Here is a 20,929-nt window from a genome sequence, read left to right as displayed (position 1 = left end):
GGGGAGCGCCCGGCAGGGTCAACGGACGAACGTACCGAGCCCGTCGGTGTCGTAGAACTCCAGCCACAACCGGTCACCGTCGAAACGAGCCTGCGATACCGTCCCCGGATCCGCGCTCTCGCCCGACGGGGTGAACACGAACGTATCGCCGTCCCAATGCCGCAGCGGTGTGGTCACCTTTCCCGGCCCCAACGTCAACATCAACCGGTCACCGTCCACCTCGACCGTCGCCGGACCGAAATAGTCGTTCCCGTACACACCCGCATAACCGTCCAACGGACGAGCGGGAGCCGGCGCCGGGGGAGGCACCTTACCGGCCAGCTCCCCGGAAGGCGCGTCCATCTGCGCGAACGCAGCCCGGTACAGGTTTTCCCAGTCCTCCCGGATCTCCCCGAACTGGACCAGGTCGGCGAACTCGGCGTTCAACGTCTCGGGCACCCCGATCGGCGCCGCATTGGTCAGCGTCACGATCCCCACATCCGCCGACGGGATCAGCGTGAACGCCGTCGCGGCACCCGCATTGAACGCCCCCGAATGACTCAGCACCACCCGGCCCGCCGCCGACGTACCCACATTGAAACCGAACCCGTACGACCCCGCCCGCGCATCCGGTGCGGCCGGCGGGGACGACACCGCCTGCGGTGATATCGCGGGCTGCAACGCCTCCGGCGCCACCACCTGCCTCCCCTCATACGATCCGTCACCCAGCACCATCGTCATCCACCGCGCCATATCCGCCACCGAGGAACTGACCCCGCCCGCCGGCGACTGCGCATCCGGTTGCCGCCCCGGTTCCGCCCGCCGGTACGAATCGTCCACCAGCACATGTCCCACGGCCCGATCCGGCGCCGCCGCGAAATCTGCATATCGGGAACTGGTCGCCGTCATCCCCAGCGGCTCGTAGATATTCCGCTCCGACAGTTCCGCCCAATCGAGCCGAGCCTGCTCGGCGACCGCCGCCGCGGCCGCGGTGAGCCCGAAATTCGTGTAATCGTAGGACGCGCGGAACGGCGACAACGGAAGCAACCGCAACCGTTCCAGCACCGCCGCCCGGTCGAACCCCAGATCCTCCAGCCGATCCCCGGCATGCTCGGGCAACCCCGATCGGTGCGCGTACAGGTCACCGACGGTCACATGGTCGCTGACATAGGGATCCTGCAATGCGAAACCTGGGTCGGACTGACGCACCGGGGTGTCCCAAGCGACCGCCCCGTCGGCGACCTGCCGCGCCACCACCGTCGCACCCACCGATTTCGACACCGACGCCAACTGGAACACCGTGCCCGGACCGACCGGCTGCTCCGTGTCCACCTCGCGCACCCCGAAGCCCTTTTCGTACACGACCTTCCCGTCGTAGACGACGGCGACCGCCATACCGGGAATACCCGTGGACTGCATCAACTCCTCGGCGCGCTGTTCCACCCGGCCCAGAATGTGCTCGACCCGGCCGTCCGGAATGGCGACCCCCGCCGCCCGGTCGGGATGCGGCGGCCCGCTACTCGTTCCCGCCGTCGCCCCGGACGGCACCGGTTCCTCGATTTCACCGCACCCCGCGAGCAGCCCCGCAGCGGTCACCGCCGCGACACCGAGAACCATCAACCGACGTCCGCGCATAGCCCGCCTCCGAGAGGTCATCGCTGATACGAGCCCAGAACCCCGAGCGTATCGCCCGCGGAGCGTTCTGCCGCGTCACCGCGTCACCCCTGCGGGTCGAACGGCCACCCGTGCCCGTTCACCGACGCACCACATCGATCCGGCCCGCCCCGCGCCCGGAACCCTCGACCCGCCGTCGCCGCATTGTTCGCCGCCCCCGCGGCCGGCGCCGTGCGCCGAGACATCTCGAAGCCTGCGTCGCCGGCGGGTTCAATCCTTCCCGCGCGGATCCAATACGTCACAGTGACGCTTATGGGTAGTCTTGTTCTATTGCGGAGGCTGTCAGGGGAGGGGGGCGTCGGCGGGCGGGGATCGGCGATATTCGACAAAGCGGGCTGCTGTTGCCGATGGGCTTCGAGGTCGATACGCGGGCAGTCGCCGGGGATCACGAGAATTCGGTGAAGTCGACATCCGGCATGTCCACCGTCCCGAACCTACTTGACATAATCATGTGGCAATCAGGGCGTATTGCCGCGAGTGGCCGGGAGTGTGCGGGACTCGGTCGCCGCGGCAGGTACCCGCTCGCAAGGGGTGGTGCGCCTGGTCGCCGAGAATGGTTTGTGCGTGGGAGGATTCGAAACTCCGTTGCTCCGATCCGGGCCTTCCGAAAAATGCCGATAATCTACATTACGTAAACTTGGCTGCTTCTGGGCACTGTGGCGGTCCCCTGCTCGCTACCGACCGAGCTGGAGCGGCAGAAGAACGCCGGACCTCTGTGCGTTTGTCTCTCGGCCGGTTACCGATCGAGGTGTTCGTCGAGGATGCGGGCGATGCGGGCCAATACCGCGGGTTCGGTCATCGCCAGATGGGTTGCGTCGATGGCGATATCGGTGACCTGCCCGCGGACCAGCGGCTCCCAGCCGCGGTGGCCGGTGCCGTCGGCGCGATGTTCGCCCGCGGCGGTGAAGTACAGCAGGTCGCCGTCGAGGATCTGGGGTCGCCAGTGGGCGGCGGCCCGGCTGGACTCGTTGTAGGCGTCGGTCATGCGCTGGATCAGCGCGGCGTCGATACCGAGCCGGTCCCCCAGCTGCTCTTCGATCAGTGCGGCGGCTTCCTCGGCGGTGGCCTCGGGGGGCACGACCTCGATACCCATCACCGGGCCGAGGTTGCTGACCAGTTCCCCGGCGGTCACGGTGGTGACCGCCGACTCGTCGATACTGTCGGCTTCGGAATCGAGCAGGGCCAGTAGCGCGACCTGTTCGCCGGCGGCGCGCATTTCGACGGCGACGGCGTGGGCGATCTGGCCGCCGAGCGACCAGCCGAGGAGATGGTAGGGGCCGTGCGGCTGAACCGTGCGGATTTCGTCGAAGTAGCGGCGGGCGGTGTCTTCGATACTGCCCGCCGGCTCGGCGGCGCCGCTGAGCTGCGGGGCCTGGATACCGTAGATCGGCCGGTCGGCGGACAGGTATTCGCCGAGGGGGCGGTAGCTCCAGGCCAGGCCGGACGCGGGGTGGATGCAGAACAGCGGGGGCCGCTGCCCGGCAGTCCGGATCGGGAGCAGGACATCGAATCCGGGGGCGGTGGGTTCGGTGCTGACCTGCCCGGTGCGCATACCGGTTTCGATCCGTTTGGCGAGATCGGCGGGGCGCGGATCGGACAGGATCCAGCTGACCGGGACCTCGTAACGGAGTTCCTTCTTCAGCTCGGTCACCACCTGCACCGATTTCAGCGAGTTGCCGCCGAGGGCGTAGAAGTCGTCGTCGGCGCCGACGCGGTCCACGCCGAGGACGTGCCCGTAGGCGCGGGTCACTTCCCCTTCCAGCCACGACGACGGTTCCCGGAACTCCCCTACCGCGAACACCGGCTCGGGCAGTTGTTTGCGGTCGAGTTTGCCGGAGGCGGTGAGCGGTACGGTGTCGAGCACCATCACGGTGGACGGCACCATGTAGTCGGGTAGTTCGGTCGCGGCGTGTGCCAGTACGGCCGCGGTGTCGAGGGTGGCGCCGGTGGCGGGGACGAGGTAGCCGACGAGCTGGTCACCGCGTACGGCGGCGATGGCGCGGGTGACGGTGGGGTGCTCCGCGAGGACGGCTTCGATTTCGCCGAGTTCGATGCGCAGGCCGCGGAGTTTGACCTGGAAATCGGTGCGGCCCAGGTATTCGAGTTCACCGTCACGCCGGTGTCGCGCCAGGTCGCCGGTGCGGTACATGCACTGGCCGGTGGCGTAGGGGTCGGGGACGAAACGGTCGGCGGTCAACCCCGGGCGGGCCTGGTAGCCGCGGGCGATCTGGATGCCCGCCAGGTACAGGTCCCCCGCGACTCCGGGCGGTACGGGTTGCAGCCGGGTGTCGAGGATGTAGGCCCGTACGTTCCGCACCGGTGCCCCCATCGGGACGCTGCCGGTGTCGGCGTCGGTCACGGCATGCGCGGTGGCGTGCAGGGTGAATTCGGTGGGGCCGTACAGGTTGTGCAGGTCGACGTCGGGCAGTACCTGCTGCGCGGTGGCCACGACCTCTGCGCCGAAGGCTTCGCCGCCGACGAGCAGCGCCCGGAGCGAGTGCAGCGATTCGGTGGGGGCCGCGTCCGAGAAGGCGGCCAGCATCGAGGGTACGAAGGAGGTGACCGTGATCTGCTCGGCGGCGATGGTTTCGGCGAGGTAGGCGGGATCGGTGTGCCCGTCGGGCCGGGCGATCACCATCCGGGCTCCCACGGCCAGGGTCGCGAACAGTTCCCATACGGAGACGTCGAAGGTGGCGGGGGTTTTCTGCAGTACCGTGTCGTCCGGTGTCAGCCCGTAGGTGTCGATGATCCAGTGCAGCTGGTTGAGTACCGCGCGGTGCGGTACGGCGACGCCTTTGGGGCGCCCGGTCGAGCCGGAGGTGAACAGGACGTAGGCGAGGTTGTGCGGGCGCAGGGGCGCGCTGCGGTCGGTGTCGGTGACGGGTGTGTCGTCGAATTCGGTGAGGTCGATCCCGTCGAGGGAGGACAGCATCACCACCGGTGCGGCGGTGGCCAGCATGTAGTCGATCCGTTCGGCGGGGTGGTCCGGGTCGACCGGTACGTAGCCGCCGCCTGCGGCGTGTACCGCGTACATGGCGGTGACCTGGTCGAGGGATCGGCGCATGCGCAGCGCGACCAGGGTGTCGGGGCCGACGCCGCGGGAGATCAGCCAGCGGGCCAGCCGGTTGACGCGTGCCGCGAACTGTGCGTAAGTCAGGGCTTCGGTGCCGGATTGCACTGCGGGCCGGGCGGCGTGGGCGTGGACGGCGCGGGTGAACAGTGTGGCGAGGGTTTCGTCCGGGTCGTAGGGGTGGTCGGTGGCGTTCCAGCGGTGCAGGGCGTCTTCCCGTTCGCCGGGGTCGAGCAGGTTCACGTCGTAGATCTGTTGTGCGGGGTCGGCGGCGAGTGCCTGCAGCATCCGCTGCAGGCGGTCGACGATGCCGGTGGCGGTTTCCGGGTCGAAGAGGTCGGTCGCGTAGGTCACGCCGCCGGTGATGCCGGTCGGGGTGCCGGTGTCGTCGTAGGAGTCGGACACGGTGACCTGCAGGTCGAACAGGGAGGTCGCGGTGTCGGCTTCGACGGCGGAGGCGGTGAGGCCGGGTAGTTCGAAATCGGTGGTGGTGAGGTTCTGGAAGGAGAGCATCACCTGGAAAAGGGGGTGGTGGGCGTGCGACCGCACCGGGTTGAGTTCCTGCACCAGTCGTTCGAACGGTACGTCGGCGTGCCCGAAGGCGGCGAGGTCGGTGCCGCGGACGTGTTCGAGCAGCTGGGTGAACGACATCTGGCCGGTCAGCCGGGTGCGCAGGACGAGGGTGTTGACGAACATGCCGACGAGCTCGTCGAGTTCGGGTTCGCCGCGTCCGGCGTAGGGGGTGCCGATGGCGATGTCGTCGGTGTCGGCGAGCCGGGCCAGGGTGGCGGCGAGTGCGGCGTGGAACACCATGAACAGGGTCGTGTTGTGGGCGCGGGCGACGTTCTCCAGTTGTGCGTGCAGTTCGCCGCCGAGGGTGATCGACACGGTGTCACCGGCATAGGTTTGGATCGGTGGCCGCGGCCGGTCGGCCGGTAGTTCCAGCTGTGGCGGCAGGTCCGCCAGCTGGGTTGTCCAGTAGTCGATCTGGGCGCGGAGCAGCGATTCGGGGTCGTGTTCGGCGCCGAGCACGGTGTGCTGCCAGATCGCGTAGTCCGCGTATTGGACCGTCAGCGGTACCCAGCCGGGTGCCCGGTTGTGGACCCGGGCCTGGTAGGCGGTCATCATGTCGCGGGCGAGCGGGGCGAGCGAGGAGCCGTCGCCGCAGATGTGGTGCATGACGACGGCCAGCACCCAGGTGTCCGGGGCGAGTTCGAACAGCCGCACCCGGAACGGGACCTCGGCGGTCACGTCGAACACTGTCGAGACGAAGCCGGCGATGGTTTCGGGGAGTTCCGGTTCGGTGACCGGGGTGACGGTCATCGGCGGTGTGCCGGCGGCGGGGAGAACTACCTGGGTGGGCTCACCGTCGACATACGGGTAGACGGTGCGCAGGACTTCGTGCCGGGACACCACGTCGCCGACCGCGGCGTGGAGTGCGTCGAGGTCCAGCTGCCCGGACAGGCGGATGATGATCGGGATGCTGTAGGCGGCGGAGTCGGGTTCGAAGCGGTTCAGGAACCACATCCGCTGCTGTGCGTAGGAGAGCGGGATATGCGGGGGGCGTGGTTGCGGGGTGAGTGCGATTCGGCCGGTGTCGGCGTGTGATTCGGCGCGGGCGGCGAGTTTGGCGACGCTGGGGGCGTCGAAGATCATCGACACCGGCACGTTTGCGTCGAGCGCGGCACCGATCCGGGCGGCGACGCGGGTGGCGACGAGGCTGTTGCCGCCGAGTTCGAAGAAGTCGTCGTCGGCGCCGACGAGGCGGTCGAGGCCGAGTACTTCGGCGAAGACTCCGGCCACGATTTCCTCCACCGGCGAGGCCGGTGCCCGGAACTGTTTGGCCTGCAGGACGGGTTCGGGTAGTGCTTTGCGGTCGAGTTTCCCGTTGGGGGACAGCGGGATTTCGTCGAGGACCATCACGGCGGAGGGCACCATGTAGGAGGGCAGTGCCTCGGTGAGTTCGGTGGTCAGCTCTTCGACCGGTATCTCTGTGCCGGCGGTGGGCACCACGTAGGACACCAGGATCACGGAACCCGCGCCTTCGCGGCGTGGCACGGTGACCGCGAATGCCACGTCGGGGCGGGCGCCGAGGACGGTGTCGATTTCGCCGAGTTCCACGCGGTAGCCGCGGATCTTCACCTGGAAGTCGTTGCGGCCGATGAACTCCAGATCGCCGGCGGTGTTCCAGCGGACGACGTCGCCGGTGCGGTACATGCGGGCGCCGGGTTTGCCGAACGGGCAGGCGACGAAGCGGGCGGCGCTGGTGGCGGTCCGGTGCAGGTATCCGCGGGCCAGTGCGGGTCCGGCCAGGTACAGCTCGCCGGTGACGCCGACGGGTACGGGTTGCAGCCGGTGGTCGAGGACGAGGGCGTGCATACCCGGGAGGGGGGTGCCGATGGCGGGCCGGTCGCCGGGCCGGATCGGCCGGGTGGCGGTGGCGACCATGGTGGTTTCGGTGGGTCCGTACAGGACCCGGAATTCGCGGGTGCCGGCGGTGTCGGTGGCCGACCATCGGGTGATGAGGTCGGTGGGGACTTCGTCGCCGCCGGACAGGACGACCTGGAGGTCGTCGAGGTCGGTGGGGTCGACCGAGGCCAGCGCGGCGGGGGTGACGAATGCGTGGGTGACGTGGCGGGTCCGGAGGAATTCGCGCATCTCGTCGCCGCCGTACATTCCGGCCGGTGCGATGACCAGGGTGGCGGCGCGGCTGACGGCGAGCAGGATTTCCAAAAGTGAGGCGTCGAACGACGGGGAGGCGAAGTGCAGGACGCGGGAGTCGGTCCGGAGTTGATGTTCGGCGCGTTGCGCGGCGACGAAATCGGCGATTCCGGTGTGGGTGACGGCGACGCCCTTGGGCACACCGGTGGATCCGGAGGTGAACACCACGTATGCGGTGTTCGTAGCGCGTAGCGGGCGCAGCCGCTCGCTGTCGCTGATGGCGGTGTCGTCCTGGGCGTCGATCTGTGCGGCCGTGCCGGTGTCGTCGAGCACGATCCAGTCGAGTGATCCGGGGAGTTGATGGTGTGCGGCGGTGACCGTCACGCCGAGCGCCGCAGCCGAATCGGTGATTATCTGTTCGATGCGGCCGGCGGGATAGCGGGGGTCGACGGGGACGTAGGGGGCGCCGGTTTTGACGACGGCCCACCAGGCGGTGATCGAGGCGATGGACCGGCCGGCCGCGACGAGTACCGGGTGTTCGGGTCCGGCGCCGTGGCGGATCAGTTGCCGCGCGAGCTGGTTGGATCGGGCGTCGAGTTGTGTGTAGGTGAGTTCGGTGTCGCCGGATAGGACGGCCGGGCCGGCACCGTTGTCCGCGACGGCGGCGGCGAACACCTGCGGTAGCAGGACGGGTGATGGTGGGGTGTCTGCGGGCCGCTCGCCGATCCGGGTCACCAGGTCGACGTGTTCGGTGGCGTCGAGCCAGTCGATATCGCCGACGGCGGTCGCCGGGTCGGCGGTGACCGCTTCCAGGACGCGGAGGAAGCGGTGCACGAATCCGGTGGCTGTTGTTTCGTCGAACAGGTCGCGGGCGTACATCATGGTTCCGGAGATGCCGTGTGCCGCTCCCCCGTCGCTGTAGCTGTCGGCGAGGACCAGTTGCAGGTCGAACTGGGACAGGCCGGTGTCGACGTCGGCGCGGGATACCACGACGCCGGGAAGTTCCATCTGTGCGGCCGCGATGTTCTGGAAGGCCAGGACGACCTGGAACAGGGGGTGCTGGGAGGAGGATCGTTCCGGGTTCAGTTCCTCGACGACTCGTTCGAACGGTACGTCGGCGTGTTCGAATGCGCGCAGGTCGGTGTCGCGGGTGCGGGTGAGCAGGTCGGTGAACGGTGCGCCGGAGTCGATCGGGGTGCGCAGGGCGAGTGTGTTCACGAACATGCCGACCAGTTCGTCGAGTCCGGGTTCGCCGCGGCCGGCGACGGGGGTGCCGATCACGATGTCGTCGGTGCCGCTCAACCGGCCGAGGACGGCGGCCAGGGCGGCGTGCATCGCCATGAACAGTGAGGAGCCGCGGGAGCGGGCCAGTTCCAGCAGGCGGGCGTGCAGTTCGGGGCCGATCTCGATCGGTATCCGGCCGCCGGACAGGGAGGCCACGGTGGGGCGGGGCCGGTCGGTGGGTAGGTCCAGCCGGTCGGGGGTTTCCGCCAGTGTCGTGCGCCAGAAGTCGAGTTGGGTGGACAGCAGCGACTCGGGGTCGTCGGCGGCGCCCAGGACCCGGCGCTGCCACAGTGCGTAGTCCGCGTATTGGACGGGCAGGGGTTCCCAGTGCGGGGCGTTGCCGGTGACGCGGGCGGCGTAGGCGGTCATCACGTCGCGGGCCAGCGGTCCCATCGACTGTCCGTCGCCGGCGATGTGGTGGACCACCAGGACGAGGACGTATTCGCCGGCGCCGAGGTCGAACAGGCCGACGCGGAGCGGGACCTCGGTGGTGACATCGAAGCCGGCGCGAACGAATTCGCCGACGGTGTCCAGGGCTGTGCTCGCTTCCAGCCGCCGTGTCTGTAGCGGTGCCGGCGGGTCGTCCAAGATCACCTGGCGGGGTTCGCCGGCGGTTTCCGGGTAGATGGTGCGCAGCACTTCGTGCCGGGTGACGACGTCGGTGAGTGCCGCGTGCAGGGCGTCGGTGTTCAACTGTCCGGTGAGCCGCAGCATGACCGGGATGTTGTAGGCCGCCGAGTCCGGTTCGAACCGGTTCAGGAACCACATCCGCTGCTGTGCCAGCGACAGCGGTACCGGTTCGGGGCGCGGGCCGGCGGTGAGCGGTATGCGGCCGCCGCTGCGCAGCGATCCTGCGTGCCGGGCGAATCCGCTGACGGTGGGTGCTTCGAACAGCGCCCGGACCGGGACTCGGACGTCGAGGGCGGCGCCGACGCGGGCGACCACCAGCGATGCGCTGAGGGAATCGCCGCCGAGGGCGAAGAAGTCGTCGGCGGCGCCCACCCGGTCCATGTCCAGGACCTGCGCGAACGCCTCCGCGACCAGATGTTCCAGCGGGGTGGACGGCGCCCGGAATTCGCGGCCGGCGAACACCGGTTCGGGGAGCTGTTCGCGGTCGAGTTTGCCGTTCGAGGTGAGCGGGACCTCGTCGAGGATCATGATCGCGGCGGGCACCATGTAGGTGGGCAGCGCTTCGGCCAGCGCGATATGCAGGTCTTCGACCGCTACGTTCGTGCCCGCGGCGGGGACGACGTAGGACACGAGCCGCACCGGATGTCCTTCGGCGCTGTGTCCGATGGTGGCGGCGAAGGTGATATCGGGGTGTGCTGCCAGGACGGTGTCGATCTCGCCCAGTTCGACTCGGGTGCCGCGGACTTTCACCTGGAAATCGTTGCGTCCCACGAATTCCAGTTCGCCGGTGGTGGTGCGGCGCACGATATCGCCGGTGCGGTACATGCGGTCGCCCGGTGTCCCGAACGGGCAGGCGGCGAACCGTGCGGCGGTCGTGCCGGTCCGGTCGATGTAGCCGTCGGCCAGGCCCGCGCCGAACAGATACAGTTCGCCCGCGACACCGTCGGGCACCGGCCGCAACCAGGTGTCCAGGACGGTGGCCGCGACGGGGCCGACGGGCCGGCCGATCGTGATCGGTGTGCCGGCGCCGACCTCGCCGGCGGTGGCCCAGATCGTGGTTTCGCTCGGCCCGTACAGGTTGATCATGCGGCGCCCGGGCGCCCACCGTTCGACGAGTTCCGGGCCGACGGCCTCACCGGCGGTGGCCAGCACGTGCAGGGCGTCCAGACCGTCGGCCGGGACGGTGGCCAGCGCCGACGGTGTGATCACCACATGGGAGATGTGTTCGCGCCGGATCAGCTCGGCCAGTTCGCGGCCGCCGTACACGTCGGGAGGTGCGACGACCAGCCGGCCGCCCGATCCGTGCGCCATCAGCAGTTCGAACAGGGAGGCGTCGAAACTGGGTGAGGCGACCTGCAGTACCGCCGATTGTTCGTCGACGTCCAGGGTGCGGCGCTGGGCCGCGACGACGTCGGCCAGTCCGCGGTGGCCGACCAGGACGCCCTTGGGGGTTCCGGTGGAACCGGAGGTGTAGATCACGTAGGCGGTGTGGCCGGGCCGGATGGGTGCGCCGCGTTCGGTGGTGGTGATCGGCGCCGCGGATTCGGCGGCGACGGCGCGGCGGGTGTCCGCGTCGTCGAGGACGAGCCAGTCGATATCGCCGGGCAGTTTCTGGCTGGTGGCGGTGTCGGTGACGCCGAGGGCGGCGGTCGAGTCCGACAGCAGGAAGTCGATGCGCCCGACGGGCAGGTTCGGGTCGATCGGCACGAACGCGACCCCGGCCTTCGCGGCCGCCCATACCGTGACGACCCACTCCGGGGAGCGCGGGAGGGCGGCGGCGGCGATACGTCCCGGCCGGGCGCCGCGCCGCAGCAGCAGCCGGGCGAGCTGGTTGGATTGTTCGTCGAGCTGCCGGTAGGTGAGGGTTGCCGCCTGGTGCCGGCCGAATTGCACGGCGACCGCGTCGGGTGTGGCGGCCGCGGAGTTCGCGAGGATATCGGCGAGGGTGTGCGACCGGTCCAGGTGTTCGCCGGTGTGTTGGGGGTGGGCGGGACCGGGTTCGTCGGGGAGTGCGAGGTCGCCCAGCTGCAGGGACGGTTCCCGGGCGACCCGGTCCAGGAGCTCCACGAAGCGGCCGAGTATCCGGTGCGCCCGGTCGGCGTCGAATTCTTCCTGCAGGTATCGGAGGGTGATCTGCAGGCCTTCGGCTCCGTCGCGTTTCGGGGCGACGACCAGGCTCAGCGGGAACGGGGTGGCGTCGACGCCGGTGACCTCCTCGACCTGCAGGCCCGCCGATCGGACGAGCTGCTGCAGGGCGGGGCGATCCAGCGGGAACGACTGGAAGGCGATCGCGGTGTCGAACAGTTCGGTGACTCCGGTGCTGCGGTGGATATCGGGCAGGCCGACGTAGTGGTGGTCGAGCATGCGGGATTGCTGGTCCTGGATCCGGGTCAGCAGTTGTGTCAGTGTCGCGGTGGGATCGAGCCGGACCCGCACGGGGACGGTGTTCAGGAACATGCCGAGGGTCCGGTCCACCTGCGGGAGTTCCGGGGGCCGGCCCGATACCGCGGATCCGAAGATCACATCGGTGTCGCCGGTGAGTATCCGCAGGTTGACCGCCCAGGCGGCGGCGACCGCTGTGTTGACGGTGACGGCGGCGTCCGCTGCGACGCGGCGCAGGTCACCGTAGCGGTCGGCGGGGAGTTCCGTGTTGACCTCGGCTGCGGTGCTGGCCGCGGCGCCGGTTCCGCGGGCTACCCGGGTGGGGGTGTCGACGTCGGAATAGGCCTGTGCCCATGCGGCTTTGGAGGTGGCGAGGTCTTGGCGGTCCAGCCAGATCAGGTAGTCGCGGTAGGAGGGGGCGGGTTCGGCGGTGCCGATCGTGTCGGGTGCTCCGTAGTATTCGAGCAGTTCGCGCATCAGCAGTGGCATCGACCAGCCGTCGAGGATCACATGGTGGTTGGTGACGAGCAGCCGGTACTCGCCCGGGCGCAGGTGCAGCAGGGTGAACCGGATCAGCGGCGGCGCGGTCAGGTCGAAACCGGCGGTGGCGTCGGCGCCGGCGATATCGGTGGCGGTGCGCGGATCGTCGCCGTGGGTGAGGTCGATATCGCGGAAGTCGACGTCGGCGTGGTCCAGGACGATCTGGCACGGGCCGTTCGCTGTTTCGGCGAACGCGGCGCGCAGAATATCGTGGCGGTCGATCAAGGCCTGGGCGGCGCGGCGCAGGCGCGGGCTGTCGATACGGCCGGAGAACCCGATTGTCGTCTGGACGGTGTAGTTGTCCGCGGTGTCGGGTGCGAAGGTCGAATGGAAGTGGATACCGGACTGCATCGGGGACAGCGGCCACACTTCGGACAGGGCGCTGTACTGCTGTCGTAGCGCTTCGATATCGGGTGGGGTGAGCGGAACGCGCGGGGATTCCGTGTGTTCCGTCTCGCCCGCCGGCGGGCGGTGGTCGTCCGTCGTGGTTTCGGGGCGGGCGGTCGTGGCGAGGGCGGCGACTGTTTTCCCTTCGAATATCTCGCGCGGGGTCAGGATCAGCCCGGCGGATTTGGCGAGCGCCACCAACCGCATCGAGACGATGCTGTCGCCGCCCAGGGTGAAGAAGTTGCTCTCGGCCGAGACGTTCTCCAGTTGCAGCACCTCGGCGAACAGGCGCGCCATGAGCTGCTCGGCCGGGGTCTCGGGCGGCCGGCCCGCGGCGGCCTGTGAGCTGAAGACGCGCTGCCGCAATGCTTTCCGGTCGATTTTTCCGGTAGCGGAGACCGGCATCGCGTCGAGTTCGACGATGGCCGCAGGATTCATGTAGTGGGCCAGGGTGCGTTCGAGATAGTCGTGCAGGGCCGGCACATCCACCGTCGCCTCGGGTGCGGCGACGATATAGGACACCAGAATCGGTTCTCCGGCGGGACCGGTCCGGGCGACGGTGGCGGCGGTGGCGACCGCGGGATGCTGGGCCAGGTGGGCGTCGATCTCCCCCGGTTCGATCCGCAGCCCGTGGATCTTGACCTGCTGATCGTTGCGGCCCAGGTATTCCAGTTCGGGTCCGGTGCGGCCGTGGACCCAGCGCACGGAATCGCCGGTGCGGTAGAGGCGTTCGCCGCCGCCCGACAGCGGGTCGGCGACGAAGCGGGACGCGGTCGTTCCCGGCCGGTCGAAGTAGCCGTGGGCCAGTCCGGGCCCGCCGAGATACAGTTCGCCCGCGACTCCCATGGGCACCGGTCGCAGCCACATATCGAGGACGGCCACGGACACACCGCGGATCGGGCGCCCGATCGTCACCGGTTCACCGGGTGACAGCGGATCGGAGCCGGTGGCCCAGATCGTGGATTCCGTCGGCCCGTAGTGATTGAGCAGCCGGCGTCCCGGCGCCCACCTGTTCACGGTGTCCGCGCCGGTGGCCTCACCGACGACCGCGACCGTTTCCAGCGACGTCAGGGCCGCCGGGTCCATCGTGTTCAGCACGGACGGGGTGATGATGGCGTGGGTGACCGGTCCGGCGCGCAGCAACTCCGCCAGACCTGTCCCGCCGTACACGTCGGGGGGCGCCACCAGCAGGCAGGCGCCGTTTCCGTGGGCCAGCAGTAGCTCCGAGACGCAGGCGTCGAAGCCCGGTGAGGCGACCTGCAGGACCGTCGACGTCGTATCCGCGCCGAAGGTTTCGGCGTGGGCGGTGACGAGGTTCGCCAGGCCGCGGTGGCTGACCTGGACTGCTTTCGGGGTGCCGGTGGAACCGGAGGTGAAGATCAGGTAGGCCGTGCCGGCGGGCAGGGGCCGGCCCGCCGGAACGGCCGGCTCGGCGGCGGTCGTATCGTCCACCAGCAGCCAGTCGACCGTGTCCGGAAGGTGTTGTGCGACGGACTCGGTCGTGACACCCAGACGGGCCCGCGAACTCGCCAGTAGTTCGGCGAGCCGGTCGGTGGGATTGGCCGAGTCCAGCGGGACGAACGCGGCACCGGTTTTCGCGACCGCCCAGATCGCCACCACCAGTTCGATCGAGCGCGGCAGGGCCAGGGCTACGAACGATTCGGGGTGGGCTCCGCGCGCGGCCAGCCGGGCGGCGAACGCGTCCGCACGCTGTTCCAGGTCACGGTAGGTCAGGGTGGTGTCCCCGTACCGGACCGCGGCCGCGTCCGGATAGGTGCGCGCGGTCGCGGACAGGATGTCGTACAGCGTCCGTTCGGCGGCGGGCGGGTCACCGGCGATCGACAGCAGCTCGGCGCTTTCCCGATCCCAGCACGACGCGATGGCGGCGGACCGTGCCGCGGGATCGGTGACCAGCTGGGTCAGGATCAGCTCGAATCGTTCGAGCAGGGTGCGGGCTTCGGCGGCGCCGAAGCGGTCGGTGGCGTAGCGCAGGGTCACGGTGTAGCTGCCGGATCCGGCGGTGTCGCCGCGCCCGTCGCGGGCCGGCCGCGGCGGGGTGACCTGCAGGCTCAACGGGTACGGGGTGGCGTCGTGGGCATCGACGTCGACCAGCCGCAAACCGGCTTCGTCGAGGTCGCGGGCCAGGCCCTCCCGGTCGAGCGGGTAGGACTCCAGCACCGTCACCGTGTCGAACATATCGCCGACGCCGGTGGCCTGCTGCAGTTCCGCCAGGCCGATATGGCGGTGCTCCAGCATTGCGGCCTGCTCGGATTGCACCCGCACGAGGAGGTCGGCGACGGATTCGCCGGGGTCGAGGCGGACCCGGACCGGGAGGGTGTTGATGAACAGGCCCACCATATGCTCGACGCCGAGGATCTGCGGCGGGCGATGCGACACCGTATTGCCGAACACGACATCCGAACGGCCGGTGAGAGCGGTGAGCAGTAACGCCCACGCCGCCTGGATGGCCGTGTTGGCGGTGACACCGTGGGAGCGGCCCAGATCGCGTACGGCGGTGGCGGTCACGGTATCGAGCTCCAGGCCGACCTCGCCGCTGGGCGCGCTGACCGTCCGGTCCGGTGGGCCCGCGACCCGCGTCGGGTTCTCGACCCCGTCCAGCATCCGCTGCCAGGCGGCGACGGCGGTATCCCGGTCCTGGGTGTGCAGCCAGTGCAGATAGTCGCGGTAGGAGCGCGGCGCCGCGATATCGCTCGCGTCACCGTCGGAGGTGTACAGCGCGAGCAGCTGGTGGATCAGCAGCGGCATCGACCAGCCGTCCAGCACGATGTGGTGGTTGGTGACCAGCAGCTGGTATTCGCCGGGGCCGGTGCGGATCAGGTGGAAACGCAGCAGCGGCGGGCGGGCGGGGTCGAACGGTGCGGCCGCCTCTTCCGCGAGGCGGCGGAGTTCGCGGGCGCGTTCGTCGTCGCCGAGACCGGTGAGGTCGGTGTCGCGCCAGTCGGCCGGGATCTCGGCGGAGACGATCTGGCGTGGACCGTCGGCGCTTTCGACGAACGCGGTCCGGAGACTGTCGTGCCGGTCGATCAGGGCCTGGGCGGCGTGCCGCATCCGCCGCGTGTCGACCTGGCCGGCGAGGGTCAGCGCCGCCTGGACGATGTAGCCGTCGTCGCTGTCGCGGTCGTAGACGGCGTGGAACAACAGTCCGGATTGCAGTGCGGTCAGCGGCCACACATCGGTGAGCGCCGGATAGTCCCGCAGCCAGTGGTCGATATCGTGCTGCGACACCTCGACCAGCGGGAAATCGGACGGGGTGAAACCACCCGCGGATTCGGTGCGGGCGTGGGCGGCCAGGCCGCGCAGGGCCTGCACCCACAGCCCGGCGAGTTCGTCGATATCGTCGGCGTTCACGATCTGCGCGGCGAATTCCCAGGTGGCGTCGAGTTCGAGCCCGTCGGGGCCCGGTTCGGCGATCGCGTTGACATCGATCACGGCGGGCAGCGCCATCCGGGGATCGCTCGTCGCGGTCAGCGACGTGAATTCGGTGGTGGGTGTCCACGCCCCCGAGAGATCGCGGACACCCACCCGCCCCAGATAGTTGAAACTGATCTGAGGCTCCGGTGCTCCCCCGAGTTCGGTGCCGCCCACGGGGTCCAGGCAACGGAGCATTCCGTAGCCGATCCCGTTGTCGGGCACCGCGCGCAGCTGTTCTTTCACCCGTTTGACGGCGAGTCCCGCGGACGCGCCGCCGGCGAGGGCGTCGCCGGTGTCGACGTCCGGCAGTTCGATCCGTACCGGGAAGCGGGTGGTGAACCAGCCGACGGTGGCGCTGAGATCGGCGCCGGGCACGGCCTGCTCCTCGCGGCCGTGCCCTTCCAGCGAGATCAGTGTTCCGGCGGCGGGCATACCGCGGCGGCGGCGCCATTCGCCCAGCGCCAGGGCCAGGGCCGCGAGCAGTGGGTCGTTGGCGCTGCCGTGGAAGCGGGCCGGGACGGTGGTGAGGACGGCCTCGGTGATATCCGCCGGGATACGCAGCCGGATCCGTTCGGCGGTGGCCGCGGTGTCACGCTCGGGGTCCAGCGGTCGCGACCCGAGCGGCGGGTCGTCTTGGGCGAGAACGTCTTTCCACCGTTGTAGTTCCGTGGCGCGCCGATCGGGTGCCTGTTCGACCAGCCCGTGGACCCAGCGCCGGACCGAGGTGGTACCCGAACCGATCCGCGGGTCGGTGCCGGCCGAGATCTGCTGCCAGGCCTGGGCGAGGTCGGCGAGCAGGATCCGCCACGACACCGCGTCGACAGCGAGATGGTGCACCACCAGCCACATCAGGTCCGGTCCGGTGCCGGCGGGGTCCCGCATCCAGACGGCCCGGACGAGGGCGCCGGTGCCGGGGTCGAGCCGGTCGGCGGCAGCCTGTAGGTGCCGGTCGACTTCGGTGGCGTCGCGCGCGTCGAGCGTTACCCGGGTGAGGGTGGTGGCGGCGTCGACGGCGCCGGGGTCGAGGACCTCGATCTGCGGGGTGCCGGGGGTGGTTTCCCGCAGGACCGCGCGCAGGATGTCGTGGTGGTCCAGCAGCGCTTGCAGGGCACGCACCAGATGGGTTTCGTCGAGGTGGTCGGGCAGCTCCACAAGGGTCGCCTGCGCGAACCGGTCGAAATGCCCGCGCCCCAGCATGGCGTGCACGATCGGCGACAGCGGTACCGGCCCGGCACCGCCACCGGGGAGCTCGGCCAGCCGCGGGGTGCCGCCGGCCTCGGTGGCCATGGCAGCCAGGCCCGCGACCGTTTTCTGCTCGAACACGTCCTGGGTGGAGAACCCCAGCCCGACGGCCTTGGCGCGGGTCACGAGTTGAATCGACAGGATGCTGTCGCCGCCGAGCGCGAAGAAGCTGTCGTCGGCCCCGACCTGCGGCACACCGAGTACTTCGGTGAACAGGCCGGCCATCAAGATCTCGCGGGGGGTGGCAGGTGCGCGGCCGACCTGTGCGGAACCGAATTCGGGCTCGGGCAGGGCACCTCGATCGAGTTTGCCGAACGCGTTCACCGGAAGATGATCCAGCGGCATGATCACGGCCGGGACCATATGCGGTGGCAGAGAGTTGCGGGCGTAGCGCTGCAGGTCGAGCGGATCGATCACCCGGCCGTCGACCGGGACGACGTAGGACGCGAGAACTGTCGCCCCGGCGTTGTTCTGGACCGGGATCGTCACGGCGAGGTCCACGTCGGCGTGGCCGGTGAGCGCCGCATCGATTTCACCCGGTTCGATCCGGTAGCCGCGGATCTTGACCTGGAAGTCGCTGCGTCCCATCAGTTCCAGCGTGATCCCGGAGCCGTTGCCGGCCCAGCGCGCGATATCGCCGGTGCGGTACATCCGGTCGCCGGGTTCGGCGTAGGGGTCGGCGACGAACCGGGCGGCGGTTTCGGCGAACCGGTGGTTGTAGCCGCGTGCCAACCCCGGACCGGCCAGATACAACTCTCCCGCGGTGCCCACCGGCACCGGCTGCAGGGTCCGGTCCAGCACCATCGCGGAGACGCCGCGGATGGGGCCGCCGACGGTGAGTTCACGATCGGGCCGGATCGGGGCACCGGCGGCGGTCACCGTGGCCTCGGTGGGCCCGTATTCGTTGAACATCGACCAGTGCTGGGTCCAGCGTTCGATCACATGCGGTGGGCAGACGTCACCACCGACCACCACCACCCGCAGGTCGGTCAGTGTGTGCGGGTCGACGGTGGCCAGCATCGCGGGTGTCAGGGTCAGGTGGGTGACGTGCTGGCCGGCGAGCAGATCGGTGAGCCGGTCCCCGCCGATCACCTCCGGGGGGACGACCACCAGGGTGGCGCCGTTGGCGAAACAGGTCAGGAACTGTTCCAGGGAGGCGTCGAAACTGGGCGAGAGCGCGTAGGACACGCGGGAAGCCGCGTCGATACCGTAGGTTTCGCTGCGGTCGGCGATGAGATTCGCGAGCCCGGTGTGGGTGACCTGCACACCTTTCGGCACACCGGTGGAACCGGACGTGTAGGTGGTGTAGGCGAGGTCGGCCGCCCGCAACGGGCGGGTCCGCTCCGTATCGGTGACCGGCCCGTCCGCAAGGCCCGCGCAGGCCCGCTGGGTTCCGGGATCGTCGAGGTCGACGCGGCGCACGGTCCGCGGTAACCGGTCACCGGTGGTGCCGGCCGTGAGGGCTACGCGGGCGCCGCTGTCGGTGACCATGTGCTCGATCCGCTGCGGCGGGTATTCCGGATCGATCTGCACGATCGCGGCCCCGGTTTTCGCGACCGCCCACGCCGCCGTGATCGATTCGACCGAGCGCCGCAGCACGATCGCCACCGAGGTCTCCGGGCCGCAGCCCAGTGCTGTCAGATATCGGGCCAGCCGGGACGACGCGGTGTCCAGTTCGCGGTAGGTCACCGTCGTGCCGTCCGCGGCGATCGCGCTCGCTCCGGGGGTGCGGCGTGCGCTCTCGCTCAAGATATCGGGCAGCAGCCGGGTGCCGACCCCGCCGGGCCCCCGCACGGGAAGCAGCGCGGCCCGCTCGGCCTCCTCAAGGAGCGGCAGCCGGCTGACCGGGCAGTCCAGTCCCCCGGCCAGGAACTCGTGCAGGAACCCGAGGAACCGGCTGTGGTGGCCGGTGAGCTCGGACCGGCTGTAGACGTTCGGGTTGCCCTGGAAGTCGATATGGGTGCTGTCCTTGCCCGCCCCCGGGTAGATGTTGACGAACAGATCGGCGGTCGGGCCGGAGGTCAGCACGTTCAGCCGCCCGGTCGTCGGGCCGAGCACCACCTCGTTCTCGACCATCATGAGGTTCACGGCCGGGCCGAACGACGCCGCCTCGTCGCGCGCGATCCCCATATCGTGGAATATGTCCTCCTGGCGGTAGCGCTGACGGCGCAGCGCGCTGGTCAGTTCGCTCTGCGTCGCATCGATCGACTCACCGACCGTGCGGGCGGCGACGGGAACCCGCAGCGGGACCACATTGGCCACCATTCCGCCGGACCGGCGCAGCACCGCGGAGTGCCGCCCCGACACCGGCAGGCTCAGCAGCACCTCGTCACTGCCGGTCATGCGGGCGAGGTAGGCGGCGAAGGCCGCGACGATCACCGGGGTGACGCTGGTACCGCGCTGCAGCACGATGCTGTCCAGCAGTCGTGCGGTGTCCGCCGGAACCGCGGCGCTGACGAGCTCCGGGTGGATGGTCGGTTTGCTCACTCGTCCGCCGAGGCTGACGACGGGTGGCGCGCCGGCGAGGTGCTCGGTCCAATAGTTGCGGTCGTTGTCGAAACGGGTGGAGCCCCGGTACGCCAGATCCTGGTCGATGATCTCGCTGAGGTCTTTCGCTGTCGACGCCGACGGTTCTTCCTTGTCGACCCGGGCGTTGTACAACTCGGTGATCCGCTGCAGCATCGTGACCGCGGCGAAACCGTCGAGAACAATATGGTGGGCGCGCTGATACCACAGGTAGTGGTCCGAGCCGACCTGGAACACATAGCATTTCATCAGCCGGTCGTGCAGGAGGTCCAGCGGGGCGGAATAGTCCTCGGTCATCATCCGGTGCGCGGTCGCGACCGGGTCGGGCCGATCCCGCAGATCCAGCACCGTTACCGGGGAAGGGAGATCTTCGTCGACGACCTGATAGGGCTCGCCGTCGATCTCGACCAGGCGCACGAACGCGGAGCCGAACTCGTGCCCGACGGCCTCGGAGGTCGCGACGAGCGCGTCGACGTCCAATTCGCCCTCGATCTCGACGTACTGCGCCACCGAGATCGGCGACGACCCCGCCAGGTGCTGGGCGAACCAGATCCCCCGCTGCGCCGCGGACAACCTGAGCAGGTCGCCGGTTTCGGTGTGCGGCCCGGCCGGTCCGTCGCCGTTGTGCGCGCGCGAACCGTTACCGGGAACCGGGTGACCGGCGAACTCGGCCGAGCCGATCGGCGTCTGCGCCGAGGGTTCCTGCTCGTTGTCGAGGTTGCGCTTGGACTGGGTCACCTGTGACCTCCATGGATTTCGTCATATCGGAAACCGGCCGATACCTCGGTCCGACCCCTGTACCGCAAAGAACGTGCATCACCGCCAAAAGAAGTGGTGGTTTTTTGTCCATGGCACCGAATACCGCGCCCACCGAATGGATTCGTCTTTTTGCGGTCATTTATGTGGGGTGCTGTGACAATTTGTGGTGAATCCGTGATAAATCACCTTCGAAAATTGAGACCTTACGGTGACGAATACTGTGTAGCCGCCGTCGAAAACCCGTCCCGGTTACCGGCGCGAGCCGGCGCCGGTCCGAGGGCGCCGCGTGTGGGCACCCTGAACCGCACCGGCCTCACAGGGCGAGGTGCCGGTGCCGGACCCGAGAGTTCCAGGGCGGCCGCG

At 69.4% G+C, this 20,929-nt stretch carries 2 protein-coding genes; both read right to left on the bottom strand.

The genetic code is table 11. From position 1 onward, the window contains the following. Positions 1 to 18 precede the first annotated feature (18 nt). Positions 19 to 1,596 (bottom strand): serine hydrolase, encoded by a 1,578-nt coding sequence (locus ACIA75_RS25500; protein WP_397109078.1) that lies wholly within the window; start codon positions 1,594 to 1,596, stop codon positions 19 to 21. Positions 1,597 to 2,389: 793 nt separating this feature from the next. Beyond that, complete coding sequence (locus ACIA75_RS25495) at positions 2,390 to 20,545, bottom strand: amino acid adenylation domain-containing protein (protein ID WP_397108205.1); 18,156 nt, start codon at positions 20,543 to 20,545, stop codon at positions 2,390 to 2,392. Positions 20,546 to 20,929: the final 384 nt, after the last annotated feature.

The organism is Nocardia sp. NPDC051750 (assembly GCF_044453135.1).
In the GTDB taxonomy this organism is placed as follows: Bacteria; Actinomycetota; Actinomycetes; order Mycobacteriales; family Mycobacteriaceae; genus Nocardia.
Note: the sequence above shows the minus strand (reverse complement) of the source record. Positions and strands in the feature narration are given on the sequence as shown.